Origin of the sequence: Devosia sp., from assembly GCF_028290625.1 — a bacterium.
Taxonomy (GTDB): Bacteria; Pseudomonadota; Alphaproteobacteria; order Rhizobiales; family Devosiaceae; genus Devosia.
Genome location: NZ_JAQGJM010000020.1, coordinates 150430 through 168934, shown reverse-complemented (window position 1 = coordinate 168934; position 18505 = coordinate 150430). Strand labels below are relative to the sequence as shown.

Genomic DNA, 18505 nt, shown 5'->3' with positions numbered 1-18505 from the left:
CAGGGTCTAGAGCTGGCAATTTGATTCAATACGACGGCGCGATCCTGCGCCTCTATCTCAACCTGTGCAGCGAAGCGCAGGAGGATGTCCCCCGCTCATGGGATGCCGCTTCTGCCGCTCACAAACATAAGGCCCCAACCACGTAAATCGTGACTTGCGGCTATGTCGGCGCCGATCAGGCGGCCGCGATCATCTCGCGAAGCGACGTGATGACCTTCTCCCAGACCCACAATGCATCGATTCCGCAATCGATCCGCATTGTCGCCAAATTGCCCAAGCGCCGCCCTCATCAGTCGCGGAATCGACCGTACGATTTTGGACATCTCCTATGAGCTGGCCCGCATTGGGATAGGATAATTTCGTTGCCGATATCCAGCCTGGTATTGAATTCGTCGCGGTCTGCTCTCGATGAGCTATCCGGCTAAACATGAGGCCATTCATGTTGCCCAAACCAAACCGTACCTACGCCGCCCTCGTTGTCGAGGATGAGCCGTTGATCGCCATAATGTTCGAGGACATGCTGAACCAGATCGGGTTCGGCTCCGTGTCCATCGCCTATACGCAAATGGAGGGCCTCGACCTGGCGAGCACTCGCCACTTCGATTTCGCCCTCCTGGATTTCGATCTTGGATCGGATAATAGTCTTCCGGTTGCGGACCGGCTGAAGGCCAGTCGGGTGCCATTCGCCATATGTACCGGATACGGCCCCGCCGAGACCGAACTGTTTGGTCCAGACGTGCCGCTGCTGCCCAAGCTGTTCGAGATGCAACAGCTGGCCGGAGTGATCGAAAAGGCGCTCCTGCCCCCGCCGTTCGGTACGCAGAACTAGTCAGGCTTCCATTCGGCAAGGGCCGTTGGCTCGGAACCCTCTGCGCTGCAAGGGGTTGTTGTGGGTAAGTGCGCGTCGACGCGTTTCATATTTTGCCCGCGCTACATTTCCAGTCGTTCTGAACCGCCTTCGAGCCGACGAGGGAAGGTCGAAATGCCCACCAGTATCCAGAAGCTCAACTCTTGAGGCTCCCAGGACACCCCACATGAGGAGGACATTTGTTGCCGATCGCCTCACCATATGACGGCTCCAATCGACTGCTGAGATCGCTCACGGACGAGGACTTTGCCTTACTGGGCCCATCCCTTCGCTCAACGTCCCTGGCTTTGCTGCAGCCACTGGAGGTTGCCGATCAGATTCCCACCAATGTCTATTTCCCCGAAGGCAGTGTGGCCTCCGTCGTGGCGACACTGCGCAGCCGGGTGAATTTTGAGGTGGGCTTGATCGGCTGGGAGGGCATGACCGGCACCTCGGTTCTCTGTGGCGCTCCAAGCCCGTTCGACTGCTACGTCCAATTTATCGGAACGGCGCTGATCCTGCCGACGGAGGCCCTGGTGAGCGCGCTGAACGCCAGTCCAACCCTGAAGACCGCACTCAATCTTTATGCCCACATGCTGTCGGTTCAAACCGCCTACACTGCGCTGGCGAGTGCCCATGCACCAATTCCCGAGCGCCTCGCGCGCTGGTTGTTGATGATCCACGACCGGGTCGACGGAGCCGCATTCCGTGTCACCCACGACCTGCTTGCCATCATGCTTGGCGTTCGGCGTCCCGGGGTAACAACGGCCCTGCATATTCTGGAAGGTGAACGGCTGATCAAATCGACCCGCGGTCAAATCGAAATCCTCGATCGGAACGGGCTGCGGGCCCGGGCCGGCAATGCCTATGGCAAGACCGAGCGAAGCTACGAGGAACTGATCGACGCCATCGATCCAAAACTGGTGACGCTGAAACTGCGGTCCAAGGAGGCGGCGCTAGGGTAACAGCGCGAAACCCCTGGACGCAGCATCGTCTCTCATAAATTCCGAAACGACGCTGTCTGAATCCTCCAGCCCTGTTCGTCGTTGCCTTGAGAGCCCCGGAGGGCTTTCCGCGGCGCGATGCCGCTGCAGAGCGATAAGGAGGAGATTCAAATGGCTCGCACAACCGCAGTGCTTCTTGGCCGGCTCATCTTCGGATGCGTATTCCTGATGGCCACCTACTTCAAATTTACCGGCATGGAGGCAACCGCCGGCTATATCGCCTCGATCGGTTTCCCACTGCCGCTGGTATTTGCCTGGCTGGCAGCCTTTTTCGAACTTGCGCTAGTTGTCGCCTTCTTTACAGGCATCCTGTTTTCGCAGGCCGCGGTACTGGCCGCGCTCTATGTCATCTTCCTGGCCTTTGCCTTCCACGGCCCGGGCACCTGGGCCGCCAACCAGGCGGAATTCGGCTTCTTCGTCGATCATTTCAGCTTCTTTGCCGGTCTGATGTTCGCAGCCGCGCATGGGCCGGGCGACAAGCTGGTAATCAAATGGCCCCGGTGAGTGCTTGATGGGCTCGCGATACCTGCATGCGGTAAGCCGGTCAGGGCTCCCGCTCCAGATCGGGCGATTTGACCCTGCCCGATCTGCGCATCAGCGGTGCCCCGATCAACCGCTCATATTCGATCTCGGGCAGCGTATAGCCCCCGTCCGCCATTTCGATCAGCCCTTCCCGGTCACGAATGACAACTTCGCGGCGCAGCGAGCGGATCAATCCCTTGCCCTCCAACTCGTGCAGCGCCACCGTCACGCCCGGCCGGCGCACCGCCAGCATCAGCGCCATGAATTCGTGGGTGATGTGGAAGGCATCGCCGTCCGCCCGATCATGAACCATCAGCAGCCAACGGGCCAGACGGGCCTCGATCCGGCTTTGCGCGTTGGTGATGGCCGTATAGGCAGCCTGGATCCACAGACTCCGCGAATAGCGGCCGAGCAGCAGGCGCAGACTTTCGCTTTGCCCGATTGCCGTCTCCAATTCCGCCGCCCCTATCCGCAGCGCCGTACCCTCCATCTGCACGAACACTTCGAATGGCGACTGTCTGTCGCCGATCGCCAGTTCCGACCCCACGACGCCCTCACGGCCCACAATGCCGATTTCGGCGGCCTTGGTGGTCGGCGTTCGGGCCACAATGGATGCCAGCCCGCTCTGCAGAAAATAGGCGTATTGAAGCGGCCGGTGCTCCTCCGCCAGGAGCTGACGCAATGTCAGGCGCACCGTTTCCAAATGCGGCAATAGCAAATCCTGATCGCTCTTGTTCAGCGTCAGTAGCAGAGAATTGGTGATGTTGAGATGTTCGGGCACGGTAACTCAATATTTGAGAGTGGCATCGCCGAATATTGTTGATCGACACGTTCATCATTAACGCTATAAGTCGTGCGGAAAAGACATTGTATTGAACCGTACAAACCGTCGCTTTCATGCGCGTGGATCGCTTCGCCCCGCCTCATTATTCCTAAGCTCGTCTGGCCGCAGAAGGTTCCCACTCATATCAACCAGGCGACCTACAACGCCTTCCTCGAAGCCGAAACCGAACGCGCCGTGCGCATCCAGGAGCGCATCGGCCTAGACGGGCTGGTGCATGGCGAGTTCGAGCGCAACGACATGATGGAATATTTCGGCGAATAGCTCGACGGCTTCGCCTTCACCCGCAACGGCTGGGTGCAATCCTATGGCTCCCGCTGCGTCAAGCCGCCGTAATCTACGGCGATGTCAGCCGCCCCGCCCGTCTGGGACATCCACTCCCCGCGCGTGCCCAGCCAGGCCGATATGGAAGCCCTGATGCGCAAGGCGGCAGGGGGCATTCCGGCCGATCAACTCTGGGTCAATCCCGATTGCGGCCTCAAGACCCGCGGCTGGCCCGAGGTCGAGGCGGCACTGGAAAACCTGGTCGTCACTGCCAAAGCTCTACGACACTAGTCGCTAGCGCCGCGCATAGTCTGTGACGATGGCATAGGCTTTGCGCGGCCCGCTCACATCGTGGGCAATGCGAAATCCAACCGGAAGATTGAACCGATAAGCGGATGAATAGACATCGGGGGCGCAATTGTGAAAGCCGCTGCCAATCAATGCCTCCCCGGCCAGCCTGAGAACGACATCCTGAAACAGCCGCGGCGGCGTCTCGTCGAACAGGACGCGAAAGCCGCCGCCTCGGAGCTCGTAGATATAGCGCCGTTCGAACGCGTAATCCTTGCCGTCGGCCAGGGTCAGTGTCCCCGTCTCGGCATAGTTCAGGCGATGATCGCTAGCCTGGAAGAACGTCGCCTGCCCGGTCATTGTCGAGCCGCCGGACACAGACCGCCTGAACGACCAATCGCCAACTAAGCCCAGTAAATCGCCTACCTGCACGGTCGCGGCGGCCATGTCTCAGCACCCGCCTCAGCTCTGCATCGTCCCGTTCAGCAGCATATCCACGGCGCTCTCCATCGAGCCCGCCAGCGTCACCGTCCCCGCATTGACGAAGAAGATCGCGTCCGCGTTGTCGATAGTATTGAGCCGGTGCGCTATGATCACCTTGGTGGTGGTCGGCGGCAGGCGCTTGAGAATATCCTCCAGCAATTGCTCGGTCACTGTATCGATATTGGCCGTCGCTTCGTCGAGGATCAGCAATTCCGGATTGCGTAACGCCGCCCGGATAAAGGCGATCAACTGCTTCTGCCCCAGGCTCATCGCATCGCCGCTCGATGATACCGACGTATCCAGCCCGCCCTCGAAGCGCGACAACAGGCTGTTCAGCCCCGCGCTTTCCAGCGTCGCCATCAGCACCGCGTCGGGCCTCCCGATATAGGCCGGGTTGCCATAAATGATGTTGTCGCGCACCGTGCCGGTGAACAGGAACGGCTCCTGCAGGATGAAGCCAATCTTGGCCGCGCGCACCTCCGGTGTATAGGCCCGGATATCCTTGCCATCGAGACGCACCGTGCCCGAACTCGGATCATAAAGCCGCGCCATCAGCGACGCCGTGGTGGTCTTACCGCCGCCGGTCGGCCCGATCAGCGCATAGGTCTTGCCGCGCTCCAGCGCGAAATTGATACCGCTCAGCACATCCTTGCCATCGGGATAGCGGAACGACACGTTCTCGAACGCCATCACCGCGTCGGACACGACCGCATCCGAGGGCACCACCACCATGTCCGATTGCAGCGCCAGAACTTCGGAAATCCGATCCAGCCCCGCCAGCGCCAATTGCAGCGACGACCAGATCGACGCCAACTGCCGCAGCGGATTGTAGAAATTGGTGACGTAGAGCAGGAACCCGATCAGCAGGCCGGTGGTCATGTCCCCTGCATCGATCAGGATGATGCCGTAGCCGAGCACGATCAGCGTGCCGAGCGTCGCCGCCAGCCCATAGAGCGGCAGGAAGATATTGCTCGCCAACCCGGCGCTGACTGAGGCCGAATAGTTGACCTCGTTGGCGACGGCGAATTTCTGCCGGAAATAATCGAGGCGGTTGAAGGCGACGATCACCTTGAAATTGGCCAGGCTCTCCTGGATTTCCCCGCTCAGCCCGCCCAGCGTCTGCAAGCTCTTGAAGCTGGCACGCTTGACCCAGGGCGACAGCACTTGCGTCGCTATCAGCACCAGCACCGCCGGCACCAAAGCCGCGGCGCCCAGCTTGATATTGAGCACCAGCAGCAGAATGCCGGCGCCGGTGATGAGAAACGCATTGCCCAAAAACTGCATGAGCGCCTGGGCAAAAAACTGGTTCAGCTTGTCGGTATCGTTGTTGATGCGCGAGATCAGGTCGCCCGAGCGGTTCTGGTTGAAGAACGCGACCGGCAGCTCCTGCAGCTTGGTAAAAATCGCATTGCGCAGGTTGTAGAGAATACGCCGTCCCACCCCGCCCATGGTCCGCGTCTGGGTATAGCTCGATGCCAGCTGCACAAGGAACACCGCCAGCAACAGGCCGGACCACGCGAACACGCCGGGATAATCGCCCTTGGCGATGAACTGATCGACGATATGGCCGATGATGAACGGCGAGGTCAGCGCCATCGCCGAAGTCAGCGCGATCGCCGAAAAGGCGATGCCGATATTGCGCCATTCGTCGGCCATCAGCGGCAGCAGCCGGGCCAGACCGGTCCAGATCGACTCTTTGCTCTGGCTCGCGTCCTTGGTGTTAAGCTTGTAGTTCATAATCTTCGGTGCTTTGCTGCGAAGAGAAAATCTGCACGTATTCGGGCGAGCTGTGCATCAGCTCTTCATGCGTGCCCACTGCCAGCACCTTGCCCTCCATCAGCAGCACGATCTGGTCATAGTCCTCGACCGGCCCTATCTTCTGCGTCACCGACACCAGCGTGATGCCCGGATAATTGGCGCTCACATTGGCGAGAATCTTCTTCTCCGTGCGCGCATCCACCCGCGCGGTAAAATCGTCCAGCAGCAGCACCTTGGGATTGAGCGCCAAAGCCCGCGCCAGCATGATGCGCTGCTTCTGCCCGCCCGACAGGCTGGTGCCGCGTTCGGAAATCACCGTATCGAGCCCGGCCGGCAGCGTGGCGATGAAATCGTCCAGTTCCGCCGTTTCCACCGCCTTGGCGAGGCTCGCATCGTCGACGATCGCGCTGAAGGCGATGTTCTCGCGCACCGACAGGTTGAACGTCACGCTGTCCTGGAACACCAGCCCCACCTGCCGATGCAGCGACTGCTTGTCATAGTCGGTCAGCGGCCGTCCATCGACCGTGATCCGCCCACTCTGCGGCACCAGCAACCCGCTGATCGCAAACAGCAATTGCGTCTTGCCCGCCGCCGTCGGCCCGATCACTGCGGTGCGCGTCCCGGCCTTCACCACCAGGCTGACATCGTCCAGCGCATCGCGCTGTCCATAGCGCACCGTCAGATGCTCCACCGCGATATCGCCGCGCAGTTCGACGTCCACATTGCCCCACGGCTTCGGCGCCTCGCTCACCAGCACCTTGGCGATGCGCTCATAGGATGCCGAGGCCTGCGCCACCACATTGCTCATGAAGCCGATGATGATGATCGGGAAAATCAGGATGCCCAGATAGCTGTTGAACGCCGTGAAATCGCCCAGCGTCATCGTGCCCGAAATCACCAGATGCCCACCGAACGCGACGATGACCAGCGTCGCCAGATTAGTGCAGAACGTGATGATCGGGATCAGCGTCGAGAACATGCGCAAAATGCTCATACCAATCGATTTGGCCTCGCTATTGGCCTCCAGAAACTTGGTATATTCGCTGGCCTGCGAGTTCAGCAGCCGGATCAGCGACGAGCCCAGAATGCTCTCATTGATCACCTTGTTCAGCCAGTCGATCGCCTCCTGCGACTTGCGGAACAGCTTTCGCACCCGGCTCAGCACGTAGTAAAAACTGAACCCGATGACCGGCACCACGGTCAGCACCGCCAGCGCCAGTTGCCAGTCGATCAGCAGCAGCAAAATGCTCGCGCCGATGATCAGGAAAAACGACGACACGATCGACGAAATCGCCTGCGACACGAAGGATTTCACCGCATCGACGTCCGACGTCAGATTGGTCAGCAGCCGCGACGGCGTCACCGTCTGCACATAGGCAAAGTCCTGCCGCGAAATCGTATCCACTAGCCGCGCCCGCAAATCGCGCGCCACCCGCTCGGCCGCCACCGTCTGCACGATCGATTGCCCATACGTCAGGATGAACACGCCCGCCGCCAGCGTCAGGAATTCCACCACCAGCGTGCTCAGCCGATAATCCGCCCCGCCAACACTGTCGATCGCCCGCGCGATCAGTTGCGGCCCGACCAGGTTTAGCGCGTTGCTGGCAATGGTCAGCGCCACCAGCAGCGCGATCCACGACCAATAGGGGATCAGCAGCGGCAATAGTCCGCCAGAACGGGACGGGCCTTTGCGCTCTTCTTGAACAGACATGCGGCGCCTTTTTCCGGCCAATGCGACTCGCCGGCATCGTGATGTAAAAACCGGGTGGCTTTCCTATATCATGGTGGCTGGATTGAGGAACAAGCCATGCGCTCATCGCGCCAGGATACGGAAAAACATCGCGAAGCAATCATCGACGCAGCAGCCAAGCTGGTGCGCGAAAGGGGCCTTGACGGTGTCAGCGTACCCGAACTGATGGCCGAAGTCGGCATGACCCACGGCGGCTTCTATCGGCACTTTGACTCCAAGGAAGCGCTGGCGCCCGTCGCCTTTGCCCGGGCCTTCTCGACGGTCGACAATTTCCTGCAGGCCGCGGCGAACAACCATCCCGATGATCAGGACGGCACCCTGCGCGAGTTCTTCCAAACCTATTTGTCTCCCAAGCATCGCGACGATCCTGGCACTGGCTGCGCCAGCACCGCTCTGGCGGGTGATATGGCCCGCGCGACGCCGGGAGCGGCGGCGCAAAAGGCCTATGTCTGCGGTGTCGAGCAAATGGTGCGCGAACTCCAGGCTGTGCAGGGCAGTGACTCCGCCGATAGCCATCAACAGGCGCTCGTGACGCTCTCCACCATGGTCGGCGCTCTGCTACTGTCACGCGCCACGCGTGGCAACGCCATCTCCGACGACCTTTTGAGCGCCGCTTTGCAGGCGATTTTGCCAAAACCGGACTAGCCCGAAAAATATCCGTCCTCGCCCCTTGTCTATTTAGATGATGACCATAATCTAAAGGCGGCCGGACGAACCGTTCGGTATTGCGCCGCTCCTGCCGGCGCCGGCTTAACGGAGAATTTCCATGTCCAATCCTTCCCTCGGCACCGCCCTGATCACTGGCGCTTCCTCTGGTATCGGCGAAGTTTATGCCGACCGCCTCGCCAAGCGCGGCTATGACCTCATCCTGGTCGCCCGCAATGTCGATCGCCTCAGCGCTCTCGCCACCCGCCTAACCACCGAAACCGGCCGCAAGATCGAAACCATCAGCGCCGAACTCGGCAATGCCGCAGACCGCAACAAGGTTGAAGCCCGCTTGCGCGACGACGCCGCCATCACGCTCTTCGTCAACAATGCCGGCATTTATGCCGGTGGCCCGCTCGCCGAGGCCAATCTCGACGACATCGAGACGATGCTCGACGTCAACGTCACCGCCCTCACGCGCCTCGCCAGCGCCGCATCGGCCAACTTCGTCAAGCAAGGCCGCGGCACCCTGGTCAACGTCGCCTCGGTATTGGCCCTGCTCGATACACCCCAGACCGCATCCTACGGCGCCACCAAGGCCTACGTCCTCAGCTTCACCCACTCGCTCGATCTCGAACTCTCCCCGCTCGGCATCCAGGTCCAGGCCGTCCTGCCGGGCTATACCCGCACCCCGATGATCGGCAACGGCGCCGGCATCCCTCCCGAATTGGTCATGGAAGTCGATGACTTGGTCGATGCGGCCCTCGCCGGTCTCGACCGCAAGGAACTCGTCACCATCCCGTCCCAGCACAATGAAGGCGACTACGCCCGCCTGATCGAAGCCCGCACCAGCCTGCTCACCGGCCTCGTCGGCAACCGCCCCGCCCCGCGCTACGCCGCCTAGTCGCCGAAGCGAATTCGGTGCTAAGATGGGTCTCGCCCGCCGCTTCTCCAGCCGCGCGCGAGACCCATTCAGATCGGAATTCGCAATGCGATACAAACCTTTAGGCGGGACGGGCTTGCTCGTTTCCGAAATCTGCCTCGGCACCATGACTTTTGGCGGCACCGGCGGCGGCATCTGGAGCAACATCGGCCAGCTCGATCAGAAGATGGCTGATGGCATCGTCGCCCGAGCGCTCGATGCCGGCGTCAACTTCATCGACACAGCCGACGTCTATTCCGAAGGCCTTTCGGAACAGATTACTGGCAAGGCCATGGTCAATTCCGGGCGCAAGCGCACCGACGTGGTTCTGGCCACCAAGGCCACGGGCGCCATGGGCCAGGGGCCCAACGATCGCGGCTCGTCGCGTGGCCACATCATGGATTCGGTCAAGGCCAGCCTCAAGCGGCTCAATACCGACTACATCGACCTCTATCAGATCCATTCGCAGGATTTCCTGACCCCGGTCGACGAAGTCGTGCGCGCCCTCGATGACCTGGTCCGCCAGGGCCATGTCCGTTACGTCGGCGTCTCCAACTGGGCCGCCTGGCGCATCATGAAGGCGCTGGGCCTGTCCGATAAGCACGGCTGGGCGCGCTTTGAGACCCTGCAGGCCTATTACACCATTGCTGGCCGCGACCTGGAACGCGATCTGGTTCCCCTGATCGAAGACCAGAAACTCGGCCTGATGGTCTGGAGCCCGCTCGCCGGCGGCCTGCTCAGCGGCAAATACGACCGCGACGGCAATGCCCCCGACGGCGCCCGCCGCGCCAATTTCGATTTCCCGCCCGTCAACAAGGACCGCGCCTTCAACGCCGTAGATGTGATGCGCGAAATCGGCAATGCCAAGGGCGTTTCGGTTGCCCGGATCGCGCTGGCCTGGGTGCTGCACCAGAAGCATGTCATGTCAGTGATCATCGGCGCCAAGACCATCGAGCAGCTCGATGACAATCTGGCCGCCACCGCGGTCAAGCTGACCGAAGACGAGCTCAAACGTCTCGACACGGTCAGCGCACTGCCCCCGGAATATCCCGGCTGGATGGTCGCCCGCCAGACTGCTGGCCGTATTCCCGGCCGATAACCGCACAGCCCTGGCGGCGCGCCTCAGATCAATCCGATCAGCCGCGCCGCGAGGGCAAACAATGCCACCGCAACCACCCAGACCAGCCACTGCCCCGGCGCACCGCGCACCAGCACGGCATTCTCAGGCGATTTCGGATCGTAGTACACTTCGACACTGTCACCGGCCACATATCGGTCGGCCTCGCGCTGCGCCAGCACCGTGAAGCTGGCATAGGTCTGCGCCCCATAGCTGGCGCGATCGCTTTTGTACTCGACCCCGTTGACGCCGTAGTCGTAGACGGTCCGCGACCGGAACAGATGGTAGTAATAGATGAACCCGTTGCCGCGCATATAGTGGCTTCGAACCGCGTCGACCTGCGACGTTGCCACCACACCCTCCACCTTTGGCCAAGTGAATGTCGCCTGCCCGCGCCGGTAGATGGCGTTGGCAAACAGCACCATGAGAGACGCCATCACCGCTACGAAAATCCCGCCCGAAGTGCGCCCGTTCTGCGGCACGTACTGGGCGACGATCGCGCCCACATTCTCGGTCAGCAGCATGGCCAACACGGCCACCGCCGCGACCAGCGCGCCGATCAGGAACGTAATCTCGAACCCGCGCATCGACATCTCACGCTCAAGCACGTTGTCAGCCGGCCTGTTGCGATCGTAAAAAACCGTCACCTTCGCACCGACGGGATATTTCGCCAGCTTCTCGGCAACCTGGTAATTGCCCACATCATGGGCAATGCTGATCCGATTGCCCGTTTGCTTCTTGCCATCGGCATGGAATTCATAGCCCACCGTAGCGAAATTGCGGATCTCGGTATCCTCAGTGCGGTCGCGCCCAGTGCCCGAGGTGCTCCGGATTGTGCGAGCCTCCGAGCGCGACGACGTGATCTTGCCCGGCACCCCTGCCCAGAGGCTGGCGCGCTTGACCTCGATGTATTTCGTGACGGCTGCCACCATGACCAGCCCATCCATGGCCATCAGGATGCAGAATAAAAGCCATTTCAATTCCATTTACGGGCACCCGGTCAGCGTGAAGACGTCAAAGGCCTGACTGTCTGGATTGACCTCGAGAAAGGCCCCGAAACCATGCAGCGCCCGGCCGAAATCGACGAGCAGAATGCTTGGCGGGGCGAGCATTTCGCGATCATCGATAAGCCCGACGCTGCCGTAGTCGATTGAGTATGCGGTGCTGATATCCAACAGGCCCTTGATGCTCGGGTCCGGCCGCGCATTGTTGCCGGCATTCCAGGTAATTTCGCCGGCATACGAGCCGGTAACGTTGGGCAAGGCGACATCGAAGACCGCCATGGTCTGCGGGGACAGGTCCGGCGTTGTGGGATGAAACTGCATGGTCGCGCCCGATACCGGCTCGACATAGTGCGCCTGGTCGAGCCGACACTCCGCCCCGTTGGCGGCTATTGCGACCATCGCAAAAGCCAGAATGCACGCTGAACGGAAAATCATGAAAGCCCCCTGGACCGGCTCAAGGTTTTCGACCGGCGCCGTCCCTATAGTGAAGCAATCCTGTCGCGCCTCCCAATGGCTCGTTCAGCCTGGCTTCACATCCATCAAGGCATTGCTCGGCCAATCACTTTCAGCGCTGCCGATGCGCCATCCCCGGAAACCTCATGTTCCCCATCCGCCGCTCCTGGACCGCCCTGCTCGCTATGGCCGTCAGCACCATCGCTGCCTTCGGCGCCGAGACCGCGCCGCCGCCATTCACCTATACGGACATCAACACCGTGGTGCCCGGCCATCCAGAGCTGCGCTATTCCGATCTGCTGCGCCAACTGGTTCCCGACCTCCGCCTCAACGAAACCATTGCGACCGGTACTGCCCCGAGCCAGCCGATCCCGCACGTCATGGGCAAGCCATTTGTCGCTCACTTCGACGCTACCGTCAGCTTCGCCTCATTCGAGACCCGCACGATCCAATCCGAAGGCGCCAGCCGCCTGTTGATCCTGACCGCGGTCGGTCTGCGCACCACCCCGGACGAACCCATGCTGCTGCTGGCCTTCAGCGACGACGCTACCCCCAAACTGCTCGATGTCATGGATGTCAGCATGGGCGAGACCGTCACCATCGGCCAACCCTTGCGCATCGGCGCGCAGGACCAAGCCATTGTTACGACGAGCGATTATACTGCTGACGGCCAGATACAGAGCGCCGACACGCTGCTCTTCATGCGCAACGGCAAGTTCGACGCTGTCGGTGGTTTTTTCCGCTTCGACACCGTCCTCTGCGGCTTCGAACGAACGCAAACTCTGGACGTGACGACGCAGAAGCCACACGCGGCTGGCCCCTATGACGATATCGAGGTGACCATCAACGACATTGGCCGCCCAACCAAGGACGGCTGCACTCAACCCGTGGATCTTTCACCCTACTCGGATCAGTATTCCGCACTGTACCAATGGAACGCCGCAACCGGCTTTTTCGACGGCGACAGCAGCGAAATCGACACCCTCAAAGACCTCAACGACACCCGCCAATAGGCGCCTCACCCAACGCAACGGAAACTGCCATGACCAAATTCGCCCTCTCCGGCCTCGCCCTGCTGGCGCTGACCGTCCTGCTCAGTGCCCCCGCCTCCGCCCAGACCGGCGAGCCCTCGCGCCCCGCCGACGACCGCTGCGCCTGGGAAAAACTGTCCGACGCCAAAGTCGGCCTCGCCGCCTGGGTCGAACGCTGCGACTACGGCGACCGCAAGATCGACCTGCACTTCGAAGGCAATACGGTGGTGCAAAAGTTCTCCGATGGCGGCGACGGCGAACCGGTGATCTACGTCTTCGATCTCAAGGACGGCGAGAAATGGGAAGACGGCATCCGCCGCATCTTCGACGAACACACCGATCCCGCGATCGCTCCGCGTTGCGTACCGGAGGACGCCTTGGTCGCTCCCGCTGGTGTCGGTCGGTTCCATTTCATTCCCCTCGAGGACTTCGAGGCCGAACTGGCCAAGACGGCTATCCCCGATGAAGTGCCCGAGCCCCCTTGCGGCGATTTCGGCTACTGGCCGGATGGCATCCAGTATTTCGAGGTCCATTACGATGCTCGCAAGATTCTATTCGTCGTCGCCGGGCAGGATACCCCCCTGTTCGACGCGGAAACCTTGGAGCTGCTTACCCCGTAACTTCATCATGTTAGACGCCGTTGATTCAATCACAATTTCTGATACAAAATTGTTATCAACCCGTCATATGTGAAGTTATCCCCTATGAGCCGCAATTTTCTGGTCGTCGACCCCGAAGAGGACTTCGAGGTTCTCCGGGGCCTGGCGTCGACGATCCGCATCCGGATTCTAAAGCTCCTGCATGTGCAGGGGCCGATGAATGGCAACGACATAGCCGAGAAGCTGGAGCTGCCGCAGTCGACGGTGTCGACCAATATCCAGATCCTGGAAGAGGCCGGGCTGATCCGCACCGAGACGCAGAAGGCGCGCAAGGGCAATCAGAAGATTTGCCATTCGACCTTCGACGAGGTCCTGGTGATGTTCAAGGAGGACATCGCCCAACAGCGCTCCAACGGTATCGAAGTGTCGATGCCGCTGGGGCTTTACACCAGCTGCGAGGTGTCGGCGCCGTGCGGCCTGTGCTCCAGCGAGGGCATTATCGGCCTGCTCGACGTGCCCGATACCTTCCTCGATCCCGAGCGGATGAAGACCGGGCTGATCTGGTTCACGCGGGGATATGTCGAGTATCAGTTCCCCAATAATGCCAAGCTGGCGCAGAATAAAATCGAGTCGATGGAGTTTTCGATGGAGCTGTCCTCGGAGGTGCCGGGCACCTCCGCAGACTGGCCGTCGGATATCACCCTGTCGGTCAATGGCACCGAAATCGGCACCTGGATGTCGCCCGGTGATTTCGGGGACAAACGCGGCGTCTATACCCCCGATTGGTGGAAACTGAAGGGCAGCCAGTACGGCAAGCTCAAATCCTGGCGCGTCACCCATGACGGCAGCTTTGTCGATGGGATGAAGATATCACCGATCTCGCTGGTCGACCTCGACCTCGAAAACCATCACTCGATCCGCCTGCGCATCGCCGTCAAAGCCGACGCCAAACACCCGGGCGGCATCAATATTTTCGGCAAGGGCTTTGGCAATTACGACCAGGACATCGTGCTGCGGCTGCAAACCGAACGCTGAAACATCGTCGATAATTTCTCCCGCGCAGACGCTTGCGCGTCCCCGTTCCGTCACGTACAAACGGCACAACTGATATAAATCAGATAAACGGGACTACTGGGAGGATAAGATGAAGGCGACGGTAACGGCGCATCGGGATTACACGATCTCCAAAATCGACGATCGTGTCTATGGGGCATTCCTCGAGCACCTCGGTCGCGCCATCTACACCGGCATTTATGAGCCCGACCATCCGACCGCCGATGCCAATGGCATGCGCGGCGACGTGGCCAAGCTGGTCAAGGATCTCAATGTACCGGTGGTGCGCTACCCCGGGGGTAACTTCGTTTCCGCCTATAACTGGGAAGACGGTATCGGGCCGCGCGATCAGCGCCCGACCCGGCTGGACCTGGCCTGGCACACTTCCGACAGCAATGCGGTGGGCGTGCATGAATTCGCCGACTGGTGCGAGACCGTCGGCACCGAGATGATGCTGGCGGTGAACCTGGGTTCGCGCGGCGTCGACGAGGCCCGCAGCTTCCTCGAATATGTGAACCACCCGGGGGGCAGCTATTGGAGCGATCTGCGCATCAAGAACGGCCGCAAGGAGCCGTGGAACGTCAAGATGTGGTGTCTCGGCAACGAGATGGACGGCCCCTGGCAGGTCGGCCACAAGGACGCCGCCGAATACGGCAAGCTGGCTGCCAATACGGCCCGCGCCATGCGCATGTTCGACAGTAAGCTCGAGCTGATCGTCTGCGGCTCATCCAATTCCGACATGGTCAGCTATCCCGATTGGGAGCGCATCGTGCTCGAGCACACCTATGATCACGTCGATCATATCTCGCTGCACATGTACTTCGCCAACCGCGACAAGAACACCGCTAACTATCTGGCGCTGAACCATAAACTGGACACTTACATCCAGACCGTCGCCTCCACCATCCTGCAGGTAAAAGCCAAGCGGAAGAGCAAGCGCGAGGTCTTCATCTCGTTCGACGAGTGGAATGTCTGGTATCATTCCAACAAGCAGGATCGCGAAATCCTCGACGGCAATAGCGGCTGGCCGCACGCGCCGGGCCTGCTCGAAGACATCTACAATTTCGAAGACGTGCTGATGGTTGGGCTGATCCTCAATACCTTCATCCGCCGCTCGGACGTGGTGAAAATCGCCTGCATCGCCCAGTTGGTGAACGTCATCGCCCCCATCATGACGGAAAAGGGCGGCCCGGCCTGGGCCCAGACGATCTACTACCCCTACTATTTCGCCTCGATCTTCGGTCGCGGCACTGCCTTGAATTTGCTGGTCAATTCGCCCGGCTATGACAGCACCCACGCCGACAACACGCCCTATGTCGACGTCTCCGGCGTGCACAATGAAGAAGATGGCACGCTCGCCTTCTTCCTCGTCAACCGCCACGCCAGCGAGTCGATTTCGGTCGATGTCAGCCTGCAGGGCTTCACCGCCGGCGCGGTCATCGACCACCAGATCATGACCCACAACAACCTGGAAGCGGTCAACGTCGCCCGCGACCAGAACGCCGTGGCACCCCGCAAGGGAACCGGAACGAGCATTGCGGACGGCACCCTCACGGTCAGCCTGCCGCCTTACTCCTACCAGATGGTGCGCGTGAAGGTCTGACACGAAAGCCGCAAAATCACGTCGTCATGAGGCTCGCTCGAGCTTCATAATGCTAGCATCGTGTTAGCACTGACGATCACAAACCTTGCGGCACGCGCGATCGCGTCTCCTGAGCGACGCGTTGAGCACATAACCGACCTGACAATGGGCGCACCCGGAAAAGGTGCGCCCATTCGTATTGTTCATCATGGTTTCGGGTTCATATCACATAGTACGTTGACTTCCCCTTTCGATGCGCTAGCATGATCCCACGGTGCTGGAGGGCACTTTCGACCGGAGAAGCCGAATGGCGCTCCGCCCAGGGAGGATAAGATGGATAGACGTGGCTTCATGGTGGGCACCGCCGTCGGTGCGCTTATGCTTGCGGCAAAGGGCCTGGCCTATGGCCAGGATGAGGCGGCAACGCCGCCGCTGACCGATTTCCCGCGTAAAGAAACGCTGATTATCAACAATCCGGAACCTCCATCGACCAACCCGTCGAACTTCAACATGTGGGTCGCCGGCAACGGCGCAGGCTGGTCGAATGGCTTGCACCAGCTGGTGCTGGACACGCTGTGGTTCATCGACCCGGACAAGGGCCTGAAAGGCTCGCTCTATAACGAGCTGACCACCGGCCCTTGGGTCTACAATGCCGACTTCACCGAGATGACCGCCAATCTCAAGAAGGGCGTGCTGTGGAGCGACGGCGTCGAGTTTACCGCCGCCGACGTCAAGTACACGGTGGAAACCCAGATCGCCAATCCCGGCATGGTGTGGAGCGCCCCCTTCGCCGACGCGATCGACAGCATCGACACCCCGGACGACTACACCGTCCATTTCAAGCTCAAGAAGGCAAATGCCCGCTTCCACGCCCTGTTCACGGTGCGCTGGAATGCCGCCTGGATCATGCCCAAGCACATTTTCGAGAAGCAGGCCGACGTCAAGGCGTTCGACTTCAATCCGCCGGTGGGCCTTGGTCCCTACACGCTCAATTCGTTCGATCCGAACGGCGCCTGGTACATCTGGGAAAAGCGTGCCGATTGGGACAAGACCGGCATGGCCGAATGGGGCGAACCCGCACCGAAATATGTCATCTACCGCTCGATCCCCAACAACGACAAACGCCTGATCGAAATGGTCAATGGCGACCTCGACATGATCCACGATCTGTCGCCAGAAGGCATGTTCGCCCTGGCCAAGCAGGACCCGACCGCCCGCGGCTGGTTCCCCGGCTTCCCCTATGCGCATCCCGATCCGACCCTGCCCATGGTCATCTTCAACAACCAGAACCCGCTGTTCCAGGACAAGCGCGTCCGCTGGGCGCTGACGCTGATGCTCGATCCGCTGGAAATGTCGATGGCATCCTATCGTGGCGCGGCGACGCTGTCGGCCATCGCCATGCCGCCGACCGGCACCCATACCGACGACTATCACGGCCCGCTGCAGGACTATCTGGTCGCCTACGAACTCGATACCGGCAAGTCCAAGATCAAGCCGTATGACGCCACCGTCGGCCAACGTATTGCCGACATGGTGCGTCCGCAGTTTGGCGACGCGGTGCCGACCGACGAAACCGCGATCCACAAATCCTTCGGCTTCGGCTGGTGGAAGAAGGATTTGGCGGCAGCCGGCGAACTGCTGGAAGCAGCCGGCCTCACCAACCAGGGCGGTCAATGGATGCTGGCGGACGGCACGCCGTTCAAGTTCACCCTCAAGACCTTCCCCGATGGCGTGATCAACCGCCTGGGCACCGACATCGCCCAGCAATGGACGCAGGGCGGCGTGCAGGCAACGGCGGAAACCGTGCCCAACATCTTCGCCAACGAGTTGCCGCTCGGTGACTACGAAGCAGGCATGGGCTGGTCGATCGAAACCTGGGGCGGCAATCCCGACCTGTCGTTCTTCCTCGACAGCTGGCATTCGTCCTATGTGGCCAAGCCGGGCGAGCGCCAGACCGCGCGCAACTGGCAGCGCTGGACCAATCCGGGCCTCGATCCGATCATCGAAAAGATGCGCACGACCGAGTTCAACGATCACGCCGCCAACGTGGCGCTGGGCAACGAGTTCATCAAGCTGATGGTCGACGAAATGCCGGTGATCCCGATCATGTCGTTCAACGTGTTCTCGGCCTACGACACCCGTCATTGGACGGGCTTCCCGGCCGCCGAGTCCAACCCCTACGCCAACATCGTCAACAACTGGTCCAACTCGAAATATATCCTGACCCAGTTGAAGCCGACCGGTAATTAAAGCGTTTCCAGGAAAAGTGCGTCGCGGTTTTCCGGTTCGGAAACGCGACATGGAAACCACCCTCCCTAGCACCAGACGCCCGGCCACGGCCG

General features: G+C 60.8%; 17 protein-coding genes and 1 pseudogene. 12 read left to right on the top strand and 6 right to left on the bottom strand.

The features are described 5' to 3' along the window. Window positions 1–439 precede the first annotated feature (439 nt). The 3 genes from JWR51_RS11250 to JWR51_RS11240 all read left to right on the top strand — a co-directional run bounded on the left by JWR51_RS11250 (window position 440) and on the right by JWR51_RS11240 (window position 2355). Complete coding sequence (locus JWR51_RS11250; protein WP_299747400.1) at window positions 440–829, top strand: response regulator; 390 nt, start codon at window positions 440–442, stop codon at window positions 827–829. Window positions 830–1155: 326 nt separating this feature from the next. Then, window positions 1156–1812, top strand: a complete 657-nt coding sequence (locus tag JWR51_RS11245) for a Crp/Fnr family transcriptional regulator (RefSeq protein ID WP_299747398.1) — start codon at window positions 1156–1158, stop codon at window positions 1810–1812. A gap of 150 nt (window positions 1813–1962) precedes the next feature. Continuing rightward, the gene (locus JWR51_RS11240) at window positions 1963–2355 is read left to right on the top strand and encodes a DoxX family protein (protein WP_299747461.1); all 393 of its coding nucleotides are present in this window, start codon (window positions 1963–1965) and stop codon (window positions 2353–2355) included. 40 nt (window positions 2356–2395) lie between these two features. On the opposite strand, the gene JWR51_RS11235 is transcribed toward JWR51_RS11240, so the two are convergent. Then, complete coding sequence (locus tag JWR51_RS11235; RefSeq protein WP_299747396.1) at window positions 2396–3154, bottom strand: Crp/Fnr family transcriptional regulator; 759 nt, start codon at window positions 3152–3154, stop codon at window positions 2396–2398. 186 nt (window positions 3155–3340) lie between these two features. On the opposite strand from JWR51_RS11235, the pseudogene JWR51_RS11230 reads away from it, so the two are divergent. Further along, window positions 3341–3769 (top strand): annotated as a pseudogene (locus JWR51_RS11230) (hypothetical protein); the annotation flags it as partial. Between the two features lie 3 nt (window positions 3770–3772). Here JWR51_RS11230 and JWR51_RS11225 read toward each other — a convergent pair. The 3 genes from JWR51_RS11225 to JWR51_RS11215 are packed head-to-tail and all read right to left on the bottom strand — an operon-like array spanning window position 3773 to window position 7718. Then, the gene (locus JWR51_RS11225; RefSeq protein WP_299747394.1) at window positions 3773–4213 is read right to left on the bottom strand and encodes a DUF6314 family protein; all 441 of its coding nucleotides are present in this window, start codon (window positions 4211–4213) and stop codon (window positions 3773–3775) included. A gap of 15 nt (window positions 4214–4228) precedes the next feature. After that, window positions 4229–5986, bottom strand: coding sequence for an ABC transporter ATP-binding protein (locus tag JWR51_RS11220; protein WP_299747392.1), 1758 nt, complete (start codon window positions 5984–5986; stop codon window positions 4229–4231). After that, window positions 5970–7718 carry an ABC transporter ATP-binding protein gene (locus tag JWR51_RS11215; protein ID WP_299747390.1) on the bottom strand — a complete coding sequence of 583 codons (1749 nt, stop codon included), beginning with the start codon at window positions 7716–7718 and terminating at the stop codon, window positions 5970–5972. Before JWR51_RS11215 ends, JWR51_RS11220 begins: the two co-directional genes overlap by 17 nt. A gap of 96 nt (window positions 7719–7814) precedes the next feature. Between JWR51_RS11215 and JWR51_RS11210 the strand changes: the two genes are divergently transcribed. The 3 genes from JWR51_RS11210 to JWR51_RS11200 all read left to right on the top strand — a co-directional run bounded on the left by JWR51_RS11210 (window position 7815) and on the right by JWR51_RS11200 (window position 10423). Further along, the gene (locus JWR51_RS11210) at window positions 7815–8402 is read left to right on the top strand and encodes a TetR/AcrR family transcriptional regulator (RefSeq protein WP_299747389.1); all 588 of its coding nucleotides are present in this window, start codon (window positions 7815–7817) and stop codon (window positions 8400–8402) included. A 121-nt stretch (window positions 8403–8523) separates the two neighbouring features. Further along, on the top strand, window positions 8524–9306 hold the full coding sequence (locus tag JWR51_RS11205) for an SDR family oxidoreductase (RefSeq protein ID WP_299747387.1): 783 nt from the start codon (window positions 8524–8526) through the stop codon (window positions 9304–9306). Window positions 9307–9391: 85 nt separating this feature from the next. Further along, complete coding sequence (locus JWR51_RS11200) at window positions 9392–10423, top strand: aldo/keto reductase (protein ID WP_299747385.1); 1032 nt, start codon at window positions 9392–9394, stop codon at window positions 10421–10423. Window positions 10424–10446: 23 nt separating this feature from the next. Here the strand turns inward: JWR51_RS11200 and JWR51_RS11195 are convergent, their stop codons facing one another. Beyond that, window positions 10447–11427 (bottom strand): DUF3592 domain-containing protein, encoded by a 981-nt coding sequence (locus JWR51_RS11195; RefSeq protein WP_299747383.1) that lies wholly within the window; start codon window positions 11425–11427, stop codon window positions 10447–10449. Continuing rightward, on the bottom strand, window positions 11428–11880 hold the full coding sequence (locus JWR51_RS11190; RefSeq protein ID WP_299747381.1) for a hypothetical protein: 453 nt from the start codon (window positions 11878–11880) through the stop codon (window positions 11428–11430). Window positions 11881–12044: 164 nt separating this feature from the next. On the opposite strand from JWR51_RS11190, the gene JWR51_RS11185 reads away from it, so the two are divergent. The 5 genes from JWR51_RS11185 (at window position 12045) to JWR51_RS11165 (ending at window position 18413) form a co-directional block, all read left to right on the top strand. Continuing rightward, on the top strand, window positions 12045–12911 hold the full coding sequence (locus JWR51_RS11185; RefSeq protein WP_299747379.1) for a hypothetical protein: 867 nt from the start codon (window positions 12045–12047) through the stop codon (window positions 12909–12911). 29 nt (window positions 12912–12940) lie between these two features. After that, window positions 12941–13549 carry a hypothetical protein gene (locus tag JWR51_RS11180; protein WP_299747377.1) on the top strand — a complete coding sequence of 203 codons (609 nt, stop codon included), beginning with the start codon at window positions 12941–12943 and terminating at the stop codon, window positions 13547–13549. A gap of 84 nt (window positions 13550–13633) precedes the next feature. Further along, the gene (locus JWR51_RS11175) at window positions 13634–14563 is read left to right on the top strand and encodes a helix-turn-helix domain-containing protein (RefSeq protein WP_299747375.1); all 930 of its coding nucleotides are present in this window, start codon (window positions 13634–13636) and stop codon (window positions 14561–14563) included. Window positions 14564–14672: 109 nt separating this feature from the next. Beyond that, window positions 14673–16184, top strand: a complete 1512-nt coding sequence (locus JWR51_RS11170; protein ID WP_299747374.1) for an alpha-N-arabinofuranosidase — start codon at window positions 14673–14675, stop codon at window positions 16182–16184. Between the two features lie 312 nt (window positions 16185–16496). Then, window positions 16497–18413 carry an ABC transporter substrate-binding protein gene (locus JWR51_RS11165; protein ID WP_299747372.1) on the top strand — a complete coding sequence of 639 codons (1917 nt, stop codon included), beginning with the start codon at window positions 16497–16499 and terminating at the stop codon, window positions 18411–18413. Window positions 18414–18505: the final 92 nt, after the last annotated feature.